This is a genomic window from Desulfobacula sp., assembly GCF_030145145.1.
GTDB lineage: Bacteria > Desulfobacterota > Desulfobacteria > Desulfobacterales > Desulfobacteraceae > Desulfobacula.
Map to the genome: position 1 here is coordinate 1 of NZ_JAQYWD010000054.1, position 16,642 is coordinate 16,642.

Annotated in this window: 18 protein-coding genes; 14 read left to right on the plus strand and 4 right to left on the minus strand. The window is 45.4% G+C overall.

Annotated elements, in window-relative coordinates; genetic code table 11:
- Positions 1-543: 543 nt before the first annotated feature.
- The gene (locus Q1Q15_RS23010) at positions 544-1,035 is read right to left on the minus strand and encodes a hypothetical protein (RefSeq protein ID WP_300464994.1); all 492 of its coding nucleotides are present in this window, start codon (positions 1,033-1,035) and stop codon (positions 544-546) included.
- 265 nt (positions 1,036-1,300) lie between these two features.
- On the opposite strand from Q1Q15_RS23010, the gene Q1Q15_RS23015 reads away from it, so the two are divergent.
- The 14 genes from Q1Q15_RS23015 to Q1Q15_RS23080 all read left to right on the plus strand — a co-directional run bounded on the left by Q1Q15_RS23015 (position 1,301) and on the right by Q1Q15_RS23080 (position 13,538).
- A complete protein-coding gene (locus tag Q1Q15_RS23015) occupies positions 1,301-1,816 on the plus strand; it encodes an RsbRD N-terminal domain-containing protein (RefSeq protein WP_300464995.1) in 516 nt (171 codons plus the stop codon).
- A gap of 54 nt (positions 1,817-1,870) precedes the next feature.
- Positions 1,871-2,878, plus strand: a complete 1,008-nt coding sequence (gene dsrM, locus Q1Q15_RS23020; protein ID WP_300464996.1) for a sulfate reduction electron transfer complex DsrMKJOP subunit DsrM — start codon at positions 1,871-1,873, stop codon at positions 2,876-2,878.
- A gap of 3 nt (positions 2,879-2,881) precedes the next feature.
- Positions 2,882-4,543, plus strand: coding sequence for a sulfate reduction electron transfer complex DsrMKJOP subunit DsrK (gene dsrK, locus Q1Q15_RS23025; RefSeq protein WP_300464997.1), 1,662 nt, complete (start codon positions 2,882-2,884; stop codon positions 4,541-4,543).
- Entirely contained in the window at positions 4,536-4,931 is a 396-nt protein-coding gene (dsrJ, locus tag Q1Q15_RS23030; protein WP_300464998.1) for a sulfate reduction electron transfer complex DsrMKJOP subunit DsrJ, read from the plus strand. The genes dsrK and dsrJ overlap by 8 nt, the downstream gene beginning before the upstream one ends.
- On the plus strand, positions 4,928-5,752 hold the full coding sequence (gene dsrO, locus Q1Q15_RS23035) for a sulfate reduction electron transfer complex DsrMKJOP subunit DsrO (RefSeq protein ID WP_300464999.1): 825 nt from the start codon (positions 4,928-4,930) through the stop codon (positions 5,750-5,752). The genes dsrJ and dsrO overlap by 4 nt, the downstream gene beginning before the upstream one ends.
- An 11-nt stretch (positions 5,753-5,763) precedes the next feature.
- Positions 5,764-6,921, plus strand: coding sequence for a sulfate reduction electron transfer complex DsrMKJOP subunit DsrP (gene dsrP / locus Q1Q15_RS23040; protein WP_300465000.1), 1,158 nt, complete (start codon positions 5,764-5,766; stop codon positions 6,919-6,921).
- A 131-nt stretch (positions 6,922-7,052) separates the two neighbouring features.
- On the plus strand, positions 7,053-8,738 hold the full coding sequence (locus Q1Q15_RS23045; protein WP_300465001.1) for a radical SAM protein: 1,686 nt from the start codon (positions 7,053-7,055) through the stop codon (positions 8,736-8,738).
- A 134-nt stretch (positions 8,739-8,872) separates the two neighbouring features.
- On the plus strand, positions 8,873-9,184 hold the full coding sequence (gene rplU, locus Q1Q15_RS23050; RefSeq protein WP_300465002.1) for a 50S ribosomal protein L21: 312 nt from the start codon (positions 8,873-8,875) through the stop codon (positions 9,182-9,184).
- An 18-nt stretch (positions 9,185-9,202) separates the two neighbouring features.
- On the plus strand, positions 9,203-9,457 hold the full coding sequence (rpmA, locus tag Q1Q15_RS23055) for a 50S ribosomal protein L27 (protein ID WP_300465003.1): 255 nt from the start codon (positions 9,203-9,205) through the stop codon (positions 9,455-9,457).
- Positions 9,454-10,449 carry a GTPase ObgE gene (gene obgE / locus Q1Q15_RS23060; RefSeq protein WP_300465004.1) on the plus strand — a complete coding sequence of 332 codons (996 nt, stop codon included), beginning with the start codon at positions 9,454-9,456 and terminating at the stop codon, positions 10,447-10,449. The genes rpmA and obgE overlap by 4 nt, the downstream gene beginning before the upstream one ends.
- Positions 10,450-10,452: 3 nt before the next feature.
- Positions 10,453-11,100 carry a nicotinate-nucleotide adenylyltransferase gene (nadD, locus tag Q1Q15_RS23065; protein WP_300465005.1) on the plus strand — a complete coding sequence of 216 codons (648 nt, stop codon included), beginning with the start codon at positions 10,453-10,455 and terminating at the stop codon, positions 11,098-11,100.
- Positions 11,097-11,495, plus strand: coding sequence for a ribosome silencing factor (rsfS, locus tag Q1Q15_RS23070; RefSeq protein WP_300465006.1), 399 nt, complete (start codon positions 11,097-11,099; stop codon positions 11,493-11,495). The genes nadD and rsfS overlap by 4 nt, the downstream gene beginning before the upstream one ends.
- A complete protein-coding gene (gpmI, locus tag Q1Q15_RS23075) occupies positions 11,482-13,026 on the plus strand; it encodes a 2,3-bisphosphoglycerate-independent phosphoglycerate mutase (RefSeq protein WP_300465007.1) in 1,545 nt (514 codons plus the stop codon). Before rsfS ends, gpmI begins: the two co-directional genes overlap by 14 nt.
- Entirely contained in the window at positions 13,023-13,538 is a 516-nt protein-coding gene (locus Q1Q15_RS23080; protein ID WP_300465008.1) for a type I restriction enzyme HsdR N-terminal domain-containing protein, read from the plus strand. The genes gpmI and Q1Q15_RS23080 overlap by 4 nt, the downstream gene beginning before the upstream one ends.
- Positions 13,539-13,590: 52 nt before the next feature.
- Here Q1Q15_RS23080 and Q1Q15_RS23085 read toward each other — a convergent pair whose 3' ends face one another.
- From Q1Q15_RS23085 to Q1Q15_RS23095, 3 genes are all read right to left on the minus strand, one after another.
- Positions 13,591-14,268 (minus strand): zinc ribbon domain-containing protein, encoded by a 678-nt coding sequence (locus tag Q1Q15_RS23085; RefSeq protein ID WP_300465009.1) that lies wholly within the window; start codon positions 14,266-14,268, stop codon positions 13,591-13,593.
- Between the two features lie 75 nt (positions 14,269-14,343).
- Positions 14,344-16,374 (minus strand): pyruvate carboxylase subunit B, encoded by a 2,031-nt coding sequence (locus Q1Q15_RS23090; protein WP_300465010.1) that lies wholly within the window; start codon positions 16,372-16,374, stop codon positions 14,344-14,346.
- 40 nt (positions 16,375-16,414) lie between these two features.
- Entirely contained in the window at positions 16,415-16,636 is a 222-nt protein-coding gene (locus Q1Q15_RS23095; protein WP_300465011.1) for a hypothetical protein, read from the minus strand.
- Between the last annotated feature and the right edge of the window lie 6 nt (positions 16,637-16,642).

Consider the following 16,642-nt stretch of genomic DNA (forward strand, 5'->3'; position numbering starts at 1 on the left):
ACTTCAAGCACCCTGATACCCTTTAACGGCAAAGGCTTTGAATGTCTCTTTTCCTTATAATCTTTCCATGTTTCTTCCGCCATAGCAGTGGATCGTCTCCTTTTAAAAAAATCGCAGGATGATAGAATGGATCCGTGAATTAATAATCAAATCTCATTTAAACCAACTCAAGGCACCGGTCTTGTTTTCTATACTCCTGATCAATAAATTCAACACGTATATTGTTAATATATTAATAAAATACGTGTTGACAAATAGTATATTAAAAGGTTGTTGTCAATACTATTTACGGACCAAAATAAATTCTTGTATGGGATGCAGCGGTATGCAAATAACGGGGGGTTCCTTATAAGACAGATACACGCATTTATTTCTGTGCCCCTTAATATCCGTGCAGGGTTGGATGCCTTTAAAGATCGATAGGATTTTATATGAAAGTCGTGGGTTATGAGTTTTGAGTAGTGAGAAGTTATGCCTCCCTCAATACTCATCCCTCACCTCTCATAACGGTCATGTTTTGTTGTTCCCGTATGGGCATGGGCGTTAGTCGTGTGAAAGCTCTTTTTTAAGTTGGGCCGGCGGCATTGTCCAGAATGGCGTGCCATCCGACGTCAGACGGACCTTTAAAGGGGCCCCTTTCTTTTTTATTTTTGCGGCCATGATTACCTCCTGCCCGTTGATATCTGTATAATGACCCCGCAGGCTTATTTTATCACCCTTTTTGATCCCGATCCTGTCTGCTCGCTTATACCAGACCGGACACAAGTGAACGATAATGTCATCTCCTTCGCCCCCCTCCTTGACGAGCAGGGCCACCCCGGGTGACATGCCCGGAAGCGGTACAACTTCAATAACATCTGACACCACAGCCTTGAACCGTTCAATGTCAGCGGCATTGTAATACCTGTTATACGGATCATCGATTCCCCATCCGCCCATATCTTTTTTATCACCGGCATGCAGACTTCCACCACTGAATATCATAAATGCGCATACCATCCAAAAAATCCAATAACCGGCCATGTTTTTTTTCATATCACACCTCATTGAGTTAAAATTGAATGAATCAAGTAAAAAAACCAACGTATGGGTTACGGTTTATTTTTAAAGGAAAGGCCATATTTATTCAACAAAAAAATCCACCTTTGTCTGAATCCATCGCATTACCCGCTGTAAGAACATTCATGGATTGCTGTTTTACGTGCATTAATCCTTGACATAAAATTAAAGGGAGTTTATATCCTTCTAAAAATTATGCTAAGGAGAATTTTTTAGTTTTATCTAAAAATAATCAATAAATATGAAGTTAAAACAGGCAGTTAAAAAGAACAAGGAATTGTTCATAAAAAAATGGTTCCAGGCAACGATTAATACATATCCTGCGCAGAGTGCCAAATTTCTTGGCAAAGATGCCAACCGGTTTGACAACCCTGTAGGGGCCACAACCCATGAAACCATTGAGGATGTTATAAATCTTGTCCTGGATGATTTCAATCAGGAAACACTGGAAAAGGCCCTTGATCCGGTAATCCGTATCAGGGCGGTCCAGTCATTTTCTGCTTCAGAAGCCGTCAGTTTTGTCTTCGCTCTAAAAAAAATTGGTGAAGACATCCTTGACGACAGCCTGATCAGGGAATTTGACACGCTTGTTGACCAGATTGCCCTGGCGTCTTTTAACAAGCTGATGAAATGTAAAGAAGAAATCTTTCTTTTAAAAGCCACTGAGAGTAAAAGACGGATTCACAGTGCTTTTGAAAGAGCGGGTTTAGTAGCTGAGCTGAAGGAGGAAGATCTCCTTGGCTCTAAAAAATCTTAACCTGTATGACACCCTTTTGGGTTGTCATACATAACATAATGAGGTGGTTATAATATGAATCAAAAGTACTTGATCCCCCTGACAGCTGTTTTCCTGCTTTTTTTAGTAGCCTACACAGGGGTTGAGGGAGCAGGGCTTCAGTGGTTCTTCGGAATTGTTTTTCCTTATGTAGCGATTATTGCCTTCCTTGCCGGTTTTGTATACAAGGTTCTGGGCTGGGCATCTTCTGCTGTCCCGTTCAGGATTCCCACAACCTGCGGTCAGCAAAAATCTCTACCCTGGATAAAACAGAACTCCATTGACAACCCTGATACTTCAACAGGCGTTTTTGTGCGTATGGTTCTTGAAATTTTTCTTTTCAGGTCTCTGTTCAGAAACACAAAAGCAGCATTCAACAGGAATGACTCAAACAAGCTCTCCTATTCCTGGGAAATTTTCCTTTGGGTAGGCGCCCTTGCCTTTCATTATTCCTTTTTGGTAGTGGTATTACGACATTTCAGGTTTTTCACTTCCCCGGTACCCTCTTGTCTCAAATGGCTGGAGTATATTGACGGTATTGTGCAATTGGGGCTTCCCGGCATATTCCTGTCCGGTGTTGTACTGCTTGCAGCAACCCTCTACCTGCTGGCACGAAGAATCTTTGATGTCAAGGTCACCTATATCTCTCAAGCAGCTGACTACTTCCCGTTATTTCTTATCATTGGGATTGCAGCTACCGGTTTATCCATGAGATATTTTACAAAGGTGGATATTGTGAGCATTAAAACGCTTACCATGGGTCTGGCAACTTTCAGTCCGGTAATCCCGGAAGGCGTTGGCGGTCTTTTTTATGCCCATATCTTTCTGGTGAGTATCCTTTTTGCATATTTCCCGGCCAGCAAACTCATGCACATGGGCGGCATCTTCTTAAGTCCCACAAGAAATATGGCAAACAACACGCGTGCAAAGAGACATGTTAACCCCTGGAACTATGATGTGAAAACCCATACCTATCCAGAGTATGAGGATCACTTCAGAGAAAAAATGATTGAAGCTGGCCTGCCAGTGGATAAGAAGGAGTAATAAATGTCTGACGAAATCAAACCGGATGAATTATTAAATAAAATTGACTATGGCCCGAGATCAGATAAAGGTCCGGGCAATTGGATGGATACATCGGTCCAGATCAGACCAGGGATGTATTGTTATGCAGCCAAGGCCGAAAGTGTTGAAACCTTAGGCCTCCCCAATGCCAGGCCATGGAACCCCCTGGAAGAGGATTGGAAACTCCCGGAGAACTGGCAGGAAATTCTTCATCAGGGAATGAAGGAACGGCTGGAAAAATTTCGAACTTTCAAGGTCTTCATGGATATCTGTGTTCGCTGCGGTGCATGTGCGGACAAGTGTCACTTCTTTCTTGGAACCGGTGACCCTAAAAACATGCCGGTTTTAAGGGCCGAACTGTTGAGATCGGTATACCGAAATGATTTTTCAACAGCAGCAAAAATCCTGAGCAAAGTTCCCGGAGGAAAAGCCCTGGCCGGTGCAAGGCCGATGACCATGGATGTCCTCAAAGAGTGGTGGTACTACTTTTTCCAGTGCACCGAATGCAGACGCTGTTCCGTGTTCTGTCCCTATGGAATTGATACGGCGGAAATTACCATCATGGGTCGGGAATTGTTAAACCTTCTCGGTCTGAATATTGACTGGATTGCCACACCGGTTTCCAATTGTTTTAAAACCGGTAACCACCTGGGCATCCAACCCCATGCCTTTAAGGATATGATCGATTTCTTTGTGGAAGATATTGAAGAGGTAACCGGTGTTAATGTTGAGCCCCAGTTAAATAAAAAAGGGGCGGATATCCTTTTTATCACCCCTTCCGGAGATGTTTTTGCAGATCCAGGGACTTACACCTGCCAAGGATACATGATCCTGTTCAAATACCTCAAAGATAAATACGGCCTGGATGTAACATGGAGCACCTATGCCTCAGAAGGGGGTAATTTTGGTTTCTTCACCTCCCATGAGACCATGAAACGACTGAATGCCAAAATGTTTGCCGAAGCCAAGCGCCTGGGTGTCAAATGGATTTTAGGCGGTGAATGCGGTCACATGTGGCGGGTCATCAACCAGTACATGGACACCATGAATGGTCCTGCCGACTTCCTTGAAGAACCGGTGAATCCCATTACCGGCACCAAATTTGAAAATTCCAAGTCCACCAAAATGGTTCACATTACTGAATTCACAGCTGACCTTATTAAACATGGAAAACTTGAACTGGATAAAAGCAGGAATTCAAATCGCACCTTGACCTTTCATGATTCCTGTAACCCGGCCAGGGGAATGGGGCTTCTGGATGAACCGCGATACGTGATTCAAAACTGTTGTGACCATTTTTATGAAATGCCGCCGAACACCATTCGGGAGTTAACGTTCTGCTGTGGTTCAGGCGCTGGTTTGAATGCCGGTGAAAATATTGAACTTCGCATGGCCGGCGGACTGCCCAGGGCGAATGCGGTTAAACATGTTCATGAAAAATACGGGGTCAACAGTCTGGCAACCATCTGTGCCATTGACAGAGCAGCACTTCCAACCCTGATGGATTACTGGGTACCGGGTGTGGATGTGATTGGTGTCCATGAGTTGGTTGGAAATGCCTTGATTCTGCCCGGTGAAAAAAAGAGAACCCAGGACCTGAGGTTTGAACCCTTACCCGGTTTTGAGGAGGAAGACGATGAATAAAAATTTGATCATCACAGGACTCGTGATTTTCGTTCTGGCGGTACTTTCGCCGTTCTGGTTTAACATCGTGACAACGACCCAGGCAGCACCGGAGCCGGAACTTTTGGGAAAAGCCAAGACAGAAAAAAAATGTGTCCTGGATAAATATGACATGAGAGCCAATCACATGTCTCTCTTGGACGAATGGAGAGACGCCGTGGTAAGGGATGCTGACAGGCAATACGATGCTGCCAATGGCAAATCCTTTGGCATGAGCCTTTCCACCGGTGAAAATTCATGCCTCGGATGCCATGAAGATAAAGCAAAATTTTGTGACACCTGTCATACCTATGCTTCGGTTGATCCCTATTGCTGGGATTGTCACACAAACCCCAAGGAGATTGAATGATGGAAAACAACAGAAGACGATTTCTTAAAGTAGCCGGTATTGCTGCTATCGGGTTAGGTGCTTCTCCGGCAATTAGCTTTGCCTCGTCTGATGCTCATGGTGCAGCCGTTGCGGTGAAAAGAAAAAATAAAGAGGCGCTCAGCGCCCATCGCTGGGGCATGGTAATTGATACCAACAAAATCACGGATGAAATCGTTGAAAAAATTATAGACGCCTGCCATAAAACCCATAATGTACCCGATTTCAACCATGAGGTAGATGAGGAAAAATATCCCGAGACAAGACCGGTCAATCACAAACAGGAAGTCAAATGGATCTGGGAAGAAGAATTCCATAATGCCTTTCCAGATAAAGAAGATGAATTTCTGGCAGAAAGATTTCATGACCTTCCCTTTCTTGTGACCTGCAACCATTGTAAAAATCCCCCCTGTGTTCAGGCGTGTCCCACCCAGGCGACATTTAAAAGAGAAGACGGGATTGTTTTGATGGATTTTCACCGCTGCATTGGATGCCGGTTCTGTATGGCCGCCTGCCCGTTTGGCGCCCGAAGCTTTAATTTCAGGGATCCAAGACCCTTTGTTGAAGAAATTGATCCGCGTTTTCCCACCCGTTCAAAAGGGGTGGTGGAAAAATGCAACCTGTGCGCCGAACGACTGGCTTTAGGCGAACAACCCCATTGTGTTGAAGCCAGCGAAGGGGCTATTGTGGTGGGAGACCTTGATGATCCCGAATCTGAGGTTCGGGCACTGTTGAATGAACATTATACAATCAGACGTAAACAGTCGTTAGGCACTGAACCCTCTGTTTACTATGTCATGTAAGAGGAGCGAGTATGCTTGAAATAGCTATTAAAGGAAGTAAAAATTACTGGTTATGGCTAGTCTTTCTGCTCGTTGTAATGGGAGCAGGAACAATTGCTTATCTTGACCAGTTCATGAACGGTCTTATGACCACCGGCATGAGCCGGGATGTATCATGGGGGTTTTACATTGCCAACTTTACATTTCTTGTGGGTGTTGCTGCAGGGGGTGTGATGGTGGTGATTCCCTATTACCTTCATAATTATGAAAAATTTCACCGAATTACCATTTTAGGAGAATTTTTAGCTGTTGGGGCACTGATCATGTGCCTTCTGTTTATTGTGGTGGATTTAGGCCAGCCCATCCGGATGCTGAATGTCTTATTATACCCGTCACCCAAGTCAATGCTGTTCTATGACATGCTGGTGCTGAACGGCTATCTTTTTTTAAACATCGTCATTGGCTGGAAAGTACTGGAAGCAGAAAGAAATCAAGTGGAACCACCGTCGTGGACCAAACCCCTGATTTATCTGTCCATTCCCTTTGCCATTGGGATTCATACGGTCACAGCCTACCTGTATTGTGGTCTTCCGGGACGTGGATTCTGGCTGACAGCCATATTGGCTCCCCGGTTCCTGGCATCCGCATTTGCAGCTGGACCGGCATTTTTAATCATTCTTTGCTATATTATCCGAAAATTCACCAAGTTTGATCCAGGCTGGGATGCCATGCAAACCTTGTCAAAAATCGTCTGCTGGGCCATTATTGCCAACCTGTTCTTCTTCTTGTGTGAGGTTTTTGTGGTCTACTATTCCAACATTCCCGGGCATAAAGTTCATATCCAGTATCTATTGTTCGGATACCATGGATACACCGCCCTGGTCCCCTGGATGTGGACCAGCCTGACGCTCATGGCAACCGGTGCCATTTTTCTGTTGATTCCCCAATTGAGAAACAATAAAACCTTATTGCCGATTTCCTGTGCCATGATTTTTTTCGGGGCATGGATTGATAAAGGGCTGGGAATGATCTCCGGCGGGTTTGTACCGTCCCCGTTACACCATGTAACAGAGTATGGCCCCACAGGACCGGAAATCATGATCACCCTGGGGGTTTATGCCACCGGCTTTTTGGTGATCACCATTCTCTACAAATTGGCAACCCAGGTTAAAGAAGAGGTTCGCGGCTAATTTTAACCGATTCCAACCGATCTTGATCTTTATTCAGGGGAGTTTCTTTGTCGAAACTCCCCTGTTTTTTTTATCAACCCTCACGGATGAGGCCATCGTTTTATGGCGGCCCAAACAGATCCTGTGGTTTAATGGAAACCAATACGAGAATGCAATTTATCACCACCTCTGATTGCCTGTTGGAAGAAAAAAAGAATGACCTTCTGGCAGCCGTATATGAGAAAGATTATCTGTCTGCCGAACAGGTCTACACGGCGATCTTCCACCATGCGGCCAACCAGTCCGGATTCAATGAAAATTTTGAAAAACGACTTCACCAGATACAGACGATGTTCAATAAATTCAAACCCGCTCTCCTGGCGCACTGCTCCCCGGACCTGAAAGACACCAACAAACACCTGAACACCCTGATCTTGAATACCATTAAGTGCGCATCCGGCCATACCCCCATCATTGATTTCCCCACATGGGAAACAATACTTGATTTAGACCCTTGCCAAAAAGACCTCTTGTATCAAACCGCCATGACGTTTCAATTGACATCCGGATGCAGCAATTACTGCCGACGGTGCAATGAATGGGCGCTGCCCAAGGTCAGATCGCACTTTTCCTTTAATGCCGTTCTGACAATTCTAAACCACATGGCCGAACAAAAAAATGATGAGGTCTCCCTTTACGGTGCCTCTGACCCCCTGGACTGGACAGCGGACCATAAAACGCTTTCAGACATCATTGATCATCTGGGTAACCTATCCCTTGACTACAGCATTTTAACAAAGGCCCCGAAAGCCAAAGCATCTTTGTTAAAACGACTCTTAAAAACCCAGGCGAACCTTTCTGTCAGCATTACTGCAAAAAATAAAGCCCGCATTCAAAGAATCGAGGGGGAAACAGGGATACGCATCAGCAAACAGCATGACCTTGACGCACTTCTAATCCCTGCAAGGCTGGATGAAGATTTCATCAGCATCAAGCCCTCCATCACCGACGGATATGGTACGGAAATCACACCTGACGGTGCGTTTATCATTATCCCTACTTTTACCAGTGCCCTGCATCCTTTTGGCCATAAGAAAATCCCGGTTACAAAAAATACCAGGTTTTTCCCCGTCAAGAAAACCGGTCGAAAAGCCCTGCTTGTGGATTATTTCAAACCGTTGGAAGTCTATGATCTGCAAGGAAAAAAACACCACCTGGCGGGCTTGCTGGATGTACAGATAGAGTCCATTATTCTTGATAATGGCACCGACCAATTGACCCCTCCCGGTATGCGAAGCCTGAAAGAATACCTTTCCATATTTGAAGAAAACCCCCGGCTTCAAAGAAAAAAAATGACCCCTTCTGTGATGAAACGATTAAAAAAAAGATTTCTTTTCAACACCTCTTTTAAAAATTTATCTCAAAAAACCAGATCATTATATTTAAAAAAAATTCATGGGCATCTGAACTTATGCAAAAAAAAGCACTGCCTTATGATTAAAATGTATGTGATCTCTTTTTTTCTGGAGTCGATCCATCTGTATCAACAGCATCATCCGGTAAAAGTCAGAATAATGCAATTTCTTTTAAAAAATGAAATACAGACGGTTCTCCCGGGCCCGGCAAACCCAATGGTGGGCCGATCTCCAGAAGCGGTATTAATGGATCCGGATCTTGATACCTTCCATATTTTCCGATGTTACCTTTTCCGCTTACTTGATCACCCTGATGAAAAGGCCATCCTTGAATTTATTCACACCTATCCGGCAGCATATGACCCTGTCTCAGATGTGTTCACGGCTGCTCAATCTCAAAAACATACGCCTGACCCTGCTTGAGCTAATGTCAGTTATACGCACAATAAGAATTGCTGTTTCAATGATGTTTATCTTGACAAATACAGAGAATAAGTATAATATTCAGAGTTTTTTAAGGTTGTGAAATGTATTGAAATAATAAGGAGAGGTTAAAAATGTACGCAGTTATCAGAACCGGAGGGAAACAATACAAGGTTCATGAAGAACAGATCCTGAAAATTGAAAAGCTTGACGGTACCGAAGGTTCGCAGGTTGAATTTGATGACGTCCTCATGTATTCAGATGGTGAAACCATCACCCTTGGAAGCCCAAAAGTTGAAAACGCCTCTGTCAAAGCCCACATTCTTGACCAGGGAAAGGGCACAAAGACGCTTGTGTTCAAGTATAGACGTCGTAAAGGCTTTAGAAGAATGAAAGGTCATAGACAGCAGTATACTGAAATTAAAATAGAATCCATTACAGTTTAGTGAGTAAGGAGATATAAAATGTCACATAAAAAGGCAGCAGGCAGTTCAAGAAATGGTCGCGACTCCAACGGACAGCGTCGGGGGGTTAAAAAATTTGGCGGACAAACCGTTGTTGCGGGAAACATTCTGGTCCGCCAGGTGGGGACCAAACTTCATCCGGGCAACAATGTGGGCATGGGCAAAGACTATACGCTTTTTGCCAAAATTGATGGTGTTGTGACCTTTGAAAGAAAAGGCCGCGACCGGAAAAAAGTCAGCGTTTATGACGCGTGAAATTTGTAGACGAAACAATTATCACTGTCACGTCCGGTAACGGCGGCCGCGGATGTACAAGCTTCCGAAGGGAACGATACATTGAAAGAGGGGGGCCTGATGGCGGTGATGGCGGTGATGGTGGCGATGTCATCCTGAAGATTGATCCGAGCAAGCGAACACTCTATGATTATCGCCGCCAGAAATTGCTCAAGGCCAAGAATGGTGAAGGTGGCCAAGGCAAACAAAGACATGGTAAAAACGGCGCACACTGCATCATCAGCCTTCCTCCAGGAACCATCGTTTCCAATGCCGACACAAATGAAATCATTGTTGATCTAACCCACACAGAGAATGAGTATGTTCTTATGCGTGGGGGGATGGGCGGCCGGGGCAATAAACGGTTTGCCAGCGCCACCAACCGTGCCCCCCGGTATTCTCAACCCGGTATCCCCGGGGTTGAAATGCGGCTTAAACTGGAACTGAAACTTTTGGCCGATGTGGGACTTGTGGGATTACCCAATGCAGGAAAATCTACCCTTATCAGCCGCATGTCGGCTGCCCGACCCAAAATAGCCGATTATCCCTTTACAACACTGACACCCATCATCGGGATGGTGGAACCGCCGTTTGGCGAACCCTTTGCCGTGGCCGATATTCCGGGGCTGGTTGAAGGGGCCCATGAGGGAACCGGGCTGGGGATCAGTTTTTTAAAACACATTGAAAGAACCGGTATCCTGGTTCATCTGATCGACAGTTCCCAAATTGATGTTGACTCCCCTCTTACTGCGTTTAAGCTGATCAACAATGAACTGTCCAAATACAGTCAAACCCTGGCTCAGAAAACTCAAATTATCGTGTTGAACAAGATAGACTTGCCAGACACAGAAAAAAAGGTGGAAGCATTTATAGCGGCCGTTAACAATATACAGGTTTTGCTTGTGTCAGCGGCAACCGGAAAAGGAGTAAAAGACCTTATCAAGCTGTTATCTTCCAAACTGACAAAGAATTAAAAAATGAACATCGGACTTTTTGGTGGAACATTTAATCCGTTTCACAATGGTCACATTGGCATCATCCAGCACATCAAAAAAACCATTTGTCTGGAAAAAATTTTCCTCATCCCGTCTTCTACCCCCCCGCACAAATCCGACATCAACCTTGCACCGGCCAATGACAGGTTTCAGATGGTGCAGGAAAGCTTAAAGGGCCTTGACGGATTTTGGGTTTCCGACAAAGAACTGGTGAGAAAAGGACCCTCCTTTACCATTGACACCATAACCGAATTTAAAACCGAATTTAGCCCCCACACCCGGTTTTTTCTTTTGATGGGATCTGATGCATTTCTAGACATGACCACGTGGGAACGCAAAGATCAGATCTTTGAAACTGTCCAAATTATCATCATGTTAAGGGGGCAGTGGAAAAATTTTCACGCCATTGCCTCTTTTATTGACGAAAACATTTCAAAAGGATACACCTTTAATCAACAGGACAATACGTTTTCCCATAAAAAGAAACAAAACATCATCATTTGCAATGTGCCCAAAATTGATATTTCATCCACGATGATCCGGGAACGGGTAAAAAACAACGACTCCATAACGGACCTTGTGCCGGCAAATGTTGAAAAAATTATTAGAACAAAGGAATTGTACAAATGACAAACGCCATCACACTTGCAGAGGATCTTAAACCCTACCTTATTCCGGCATTTGAGAGAAAAGCCAAATCAATTATCGCCATTGATGTCCGGCACCTTACCTCTTATACGGACACCCTTATCATTATCGAAGGGACTTCCCAACGCCAGGTGACATCCATTGCCGACCATTTGACAAAAAGCCTGAAGGATAAAAAGATAAAAGCCTTAGGTGTTGAAGGCGTCAAAGAGGGTCAATGGGCGTTGCTAGATTACGGAGACGTCATCATCCATATTTTTGAATCTGAAAAAAAATCATTCTATGATATCGAAGGATTGTGGGCAGATGCCAAACGGATTGACCTTTCCGGATTTCAAGACCCCACCGCCCTGGGAGAGACCAATGACGAAAGCTAATCCTTGCCCTGTCAACATCTTGATGATCCTTGATGGATGGGGGATAAACCCACAAAAAAAAGGCAATGCCGTCGCACTGGCAGAAACGCCTTTTCTGGATTCACTGATCAACACCTTTCCCCACTGCAAGCTGTTGTGCTCCGGCAGTGCTGTCGGCCTTCCGGATGGAACCATGGGGAATTCAGAAGTCGGTCACATGAATATCGGTGCGGGTCGTAAAGTGTTACAAAATCTTGTCAGAATCAACACTGCCATTGAAGACCATTCTTTTTTTAAAGCGCCGGCACTTTCAAATCTCATGGCACAGGTGTCAACCACAGGCAAAAGCCTCCATGTCATGGGACTGCTGTCCGACGGGGGGGTTCACAGCCATATCTCCCACCTGTTTGCCCTGATTGACATGGCCAGGCAAACAGGGGTTGAACATCTGTTTGTCCATCCCATCCTTGACGGACGGGACACCTCACCCACCAGCGGTATTACCTATATCAAACAATTGCAGGACCATATAGACAGTCATCAATACGGTCAAATAGCCACCCTTGTCGGTCGCTACTGGGCCATGGACAGGGATACCCGATGGGACAGGATTGAAAAGGCATATGACCTTTTTACAGCAGGGATGGGCAAGGATGAACAAGATCCGGTTTGCGCCATCCAAAATGCCTATGATTCCCATCAAACCGATGAGTTTATCACCCCCATTTTTCTTAAAAAGAATCTGTCACGAAATGGGGTGATTCAGGATGGAGACGGTTTGGTCTTTTTTAACTTCAGGGCAGACAGGGCAAAGGAGATCACCCGGGCATTTACAGAAATCGGTTTTAGTGAATTTACCCGGAAAAAGACGGTCGCGCTTGCCGGTTTTGTGTGCATGACCCAGTATGATGAAACGTTTGATCTGCCCACAGCCTTTGGGCCCCAGCACCTGGATAATATCCTGGGGGAGCTGTTGAGCCGAAACAACATACCCCAGCTTAGAATTGCTGAAACAGAAAAATATGCCCATGTGACCTATTTTTTTAATGGCGGCGATGAACGAATATTTGATGGAGAAGAACGAATTCTTATCCCTTCCCCAAGGGATGTGGCCACCTATGATAAGAAACCCCAGATGAGCGCCTTTGAAGTGGCGGAAAAAACCTGTGAAAAGATCAGATCAGGGCAATGTCAGTTTATTGTCCTGAATTTTGCGAATATGGACATGCTGGGCCATACAGGGATTCTTGATGCCGCCATTAAAGGATGCGAAACCGTTGACACCTGTGTCCAAAAAGTGGTTGAGGCCATATGGGAAACCGGCGGCTTTGCCCTGGTAACCGCTGATCACGGGAATTCAGAACAAATGATTGCCGATGACGGGTCCGCCCACACAGCACACACGTTAAACCCGGTGCGACTGATACTGGCAGGCGACAGGCTTAAATCAAAAACACTGAGAGACGGCATTCTTGGCGATATCGCCCCCACCATTTTAAACCTATTAAATATAGAACAACCGTCACAAATGACAGGAACTGCTTTAATATGAATCTTGACTATGTAATTACCGATTATATTACCGGAAAGGCTATCAGAAATGTCGGCCCTGAAGCCAGTCGACAGATATTTGAAAAATTTTTAGTGGGTGAGCGAGGATATTCACGAGAAGATATCCGGGTGGATGAACCACTGGTTGTTCAGTTTAAGGGACAAGATTATGTGTCAGCCATCGACTTGATTGTTTTTTGCAGAAAAAAAGCCGTGATGGCCATTACCTGTGTCGCCGGCTCCATCGGGTCCTATGAGAGAGAAATCCTGGCCGGTGCACGGCTGGTGTATGACTATCAAATCCCCTTTGCCGTTTCAACAGATGCCAGGGATGCTGTTGTAATGGATACGGTTTCCGGAAAAACGATGGGACAGGGCCTTGATGCGATTCCATCAAAACAAGACGTATTGAACCGGTTTGAATCCATCGCGTATCTGCCCTTTGATAATAAAAAAAAAGAGCGGGAAATGATCATTTACCGCTCTTTTAATCTGGAAAAAATCAACAAATAGGCCATTATAGGGGACAGATTTGAAATCTGTCCCCATCTGTCCCCTAAGGCCACTAGGCCTTGGGAACGTCTTTGTTACAATGCTTACACACGGTGGCCCGTTTCTTAATGATCTCTGCACAATAAGGACATTCCCGGGTATAGTGTCTTTCATGGAGCTGTTGAATAGCGTTTTGCACGCCTTGCTGAAGGACCGGCGTTGGAAACTTATGATTGATTAAATGTTCCGTTGCCTCCACACCCCCCAATTCCCCGACCATTTCTGCAGCCTTTAACCGTGCCTTGGCAGGAATCTTGGGATCAAGACAAATTTTTAAAATCTCATCCCAGTCCTTGGATATATAATAATCAGTCATTACTGAAAAGGTTTGTTTCAACAATTCTTTTCTTGCTTCTTCCCGGATCAACACTTCATCGTCCAGTTTCCCCCCCTGGGCGCCCATGGGGCTGAATACCGGCATATATTCAAAATTTTTCTGTCCCGGTTCAACATAGCACCGATAAGATGCCTGGGCTTCCATGTTTTCACTCAAGTTATCCCAGCCTTGTTTATAGCTTGAACAGTCATCATTGAAACAAACAAACAAGTAAGGGGTTCCCCACCCCAATCCATCACTGAAATTTATAGGGGGAACTTCCCATAAGGTCATGGGACAATCGCAGTGCGGACAGTGCGGCTTGTCCATTTTTAAATATTTTTCAAGAAGTTCATCTTTTGTTTCAAACGTCATTATAAAAATCTCCTTTGGTAGTCTGTCGTGTTCAGACTACCAAATTAAGCACAGCCCCTGTTTTGTCAAACCGGTTTATTCGATGATGGCCAGCACATCGCCCTTGGCAACGGAATCACCACTGCTATAGGTCACCGCTTTAATCACCCCGCTGACAGGTGCCGGCAGGGCATTTTCCATTTTCATGGCTTCAATAACCACAACCGTTTCCCCTTCATTCACCATATCCCCCACCTTTTTTTCATATTTGATCACCATCCCCGGCATGGGTGCTTTGACCGGTGTTCCAGCCGATGCCGCAGGTGCCGGCGCTTCTTTGACTGCCGGTGCAGGTTTCGGTGCCGGCGCTGCCGGTGCAGGTTTCGGTGCCGGCGCTGCCGGTGCAGGTGTAGCAGCAGGTGCTGGCGCAGGTGCTGCAGCAGGTGCTGCCGGAGCCGGGGCCGCATAGGTAATGACAGGCGCACCACCCACTTCATCCACCCCCACTTCAAAATATTCACCCTCTACAAAAACATTAAAGGTACGGACATATTCACTCTTTTCCGGAGCACTTTCCATTTTGACGCGTTCAACCAGTTCACCCTTCTTGACGCGTTCAATCATTTGATTCTGCCGTGCCACATCTTCCAGGGTAATGGGTTTCACACTATCCGGCACTTTCTCCTTGCCATATTTCTGCCGAAGAAATTTCTTGCCGGTAACAGGGAAAAGTGCATATGTAATCAGATCCTCATCATCCATGGCAAGGCTGCCAATCTCTGATTTTGCGCGTTCGAGTTCAGGCTCAAGCACCTGGGCAGGTCTGCAGGTGATGGGCGCTTCCCCTCTTTCATAGCCTTTGAGTGCTTTTTTCTGCACTTCAGGATCAATGGGAACCGATGTTTTTCCATAAAGGCCATAACAAAGATCTTTTACCTGGGCCGTCACCATTTTATACCGCTCTTCCGGCGTATCAAACAATACATTATTAACGGTCTGGATACCGACGATCTGGCTGGTGGGTGTTACCAGGGGAACCTGGCCCAGTTCTTTTCTGACCCGGGGAAGCTGCCTGTAGACTTCATCTATCTTATCCAGGGCATCCATCTCTTTTAGCTGGTTCACCAGGTTTGACAACATGCCACCGGGTGTCTGGTGAAGCAGCACATTGATATCAATAACCGAAACCTTTGAATCATCCAACAAATGTTTGTATTTGGGCAATACTTCTTTCTCCAGGATTTCATTGATATCGGCCAGGGCCGTGATGTCGAACCCGGTATCCCGGTTGGTACCTAAGAGCGACATGACAAACGGTTCCAAAGCTGCGTGGGAGGTTCTGTACGCATAGGGGGTCAGGCAGGTATCGATAATATCAACACCGGCCTCAATGGCTTTAAAATGGGTCATGGGTGACATGCCCGAGGTAAAATGACTGTGAAGATGAATCAGCGGTTTCACATTTTCTTTTAACGCTTTGACCAGCTTATAGGCATCATAGGGAGCCATGAGCCCGGCCATATCCTTGATACAGATACTGTCCGCCCCCATATCTTCAAGTTCTTTGGCTTTTCGGATATAATACTCAAGGTTATATACCTCTCCGCCAAGTCTGGGTTCCGTCAATGTATAGCAAATGCAGCCCTGGAAATGGGCACCGCATTCCTTGATCACAGGGACAACGGTTTCAAAGTTACGATAATCGTTCAACGCGTCAAAGGTTCTGAAAATTTCCATCCCATTATCCGCTGTCTTTTTTACAAAAAGCTTTGCCACATCATCTGCATAGTTTCTGTACCCCACAAGATTCTGCCCCCGCAGAAGCATTGAAAACGGTGTTTTTTTAAAATATCGTTTCAGGGTCCGGAGCCTTTCCCAGGGATCTTCCCCCAAAAAACGATGCATGGTATCAAAGGTTGCCCCGCCCCATACTTCCACAGCCCAGAAACCAATCTCATCCATTTTTTCAGCCACCGGGATCATATCTTCCGTTCTTCCCCTGGTGGCAAAAAGAGACTGATGACCATCCCGCAGGGATAAATCCTCAATTAAAAGCGGATGCTTAGCTGCGGGCCTGTCTTTACCATACTTCATCTCAACCTGTGTAACTTCATTGGTCTCACTCATTCATTTTCTCCAAAATATATTATTTTTTATGTAAAATTATTTATTTAAACATTCGTAATTGTATCATTGCATTGGCCTGCATATGGGTCTGACGGCCTGAAATTCCCCAACTATTGCCTGGCTGCAGGACCGGTTGCGGCTGAACAGCTTGTGCTGAAACCGGTTCGCCCCCTTCAGGAACGCTATGCCCAGCGGCTTCTTCAGATGTCTTAATATAGGCAAAAACAGCAGCAATGGCTGCTGCAAGTTTTGTTTTATCCATTTTCAT

Excerpts from the sequence above, each read along its gene's own strand:
- Q1Q15_RS23010 (WP_300464994.1), bottom strand. The coding sequence starts at position 1,035 with ATGAAAAAAAACATGGCCGGTTATTGGATTTTTTGGATGGTATGCGCA.
- Q1Q15_RS23015 (WP_300464995.1), top strand. The coding sequence starts at position 1,301 with ATGAAGTTAAAACAGGCAGTTAAAAAGAACAAGGAATTGTTCATAAAA.
- dsrM (WP_300464996.1), top strand. The coding sequence starts at position 1,871 with ATGAATCAAAAGTACTTGATCCCCCTGACAGCTGTTTTCCTGCTTTTT.
- dsrK (WP_300464997.1), top strand. The coding sequence starts at position 2,882 with ATGTCTGACGAAATCAAACCGGATGAATTATTAAATAAAATTGACTAT.
- dsrJ (WP_300464998.1), top strand. The coding sequence starts at position 4,536 with ATGAATAAAAATTTGATCATCACAGGACTCGTGATTTTCGTTCTGGCG.
- dsrO (WP_300464999.1), top strand. The coding sequence starts at position 4,928 with ATGATGGAAAACAACAGAAGACGATTTCTTAAAGTAGCCGGTATTGCT.
- dsrP (WP_300465000.1), top strand. The coding sequence starts at position 5,764 with ATGCTTGAAATAGCTATTAAAGGAAGTAAAAATTACTGGTTATGGCTA.
- Q1Q15_RS23045 (WP_300465001.1), top strand. The coding sequence starts at position 7,053 with ATGGAAACCAATACGAGAATGCAATTTATCACCACCTCTGATTGCCTG.
- rplU (WP_300465002.1), top strand. The coding sequence starts at position 8,873 with ATGTACGCAGTTATCAGAACCGGAGGGAAACAATACAAGGTTCATGAA.
- rpmA (WP_300465003.1), top strand. The coding sequence starts at position 9,203 with ATGTCACATAAAAAGGCAGCAGGCAGTTCAAGAAATGGTCGCGACTCC.
- nadD (WP_300465005.1), top strand. The coding sequence starts at position 10,453 with ATGAACATCGGACTTTTTGGTGGAACATTTAATCCGTTTCACAATGGT.
- rsfS (WP_300465006.1), top strand. The coding sequence starts at position 11,097 with ATGACAAACGCCATCACACTTGCAGAGGATCTTAAACCCTACCTTATT.
- gpmI (WP_300465007.1), top strand. The coding sequence starts at position 11,482 with ATGACGAAAGCTAATCCTTGCCCTGTCAACATCTTGATGATCCTTGAT.
- Q1Q15_RS23080 (WP_300465008.1), top strand. The coding sequence starts at position 13,023 with ATGAATCTTGACTATGTAATTACCGATTATATTACCGGAAAGGCTATC.
- Q1Q15_RS23085 (WP_300465009.1), bottom strand. The coding sequence starts at position 14,268 with ATGACGTTTGAAACAAAAGATGAACTTCTTGAAAAATATTTAAAAATG.
- Q1Q15_RS23090 (WP_300465010.1), bottom strand. The coding sequence starts at position 16,374 with ATGAGTGAGACCAATGAAGTTACACAGGTTGAGATGAAGTATGGTAAA.
- Q1Q15_RS23095 (WP_300465011.1), bottom strand. The coding sequence starts at position 16,636 with ATGGATAAAACAAAACTTGCAGCAGCCATTGCTGCTGTTTTTGCCTAT.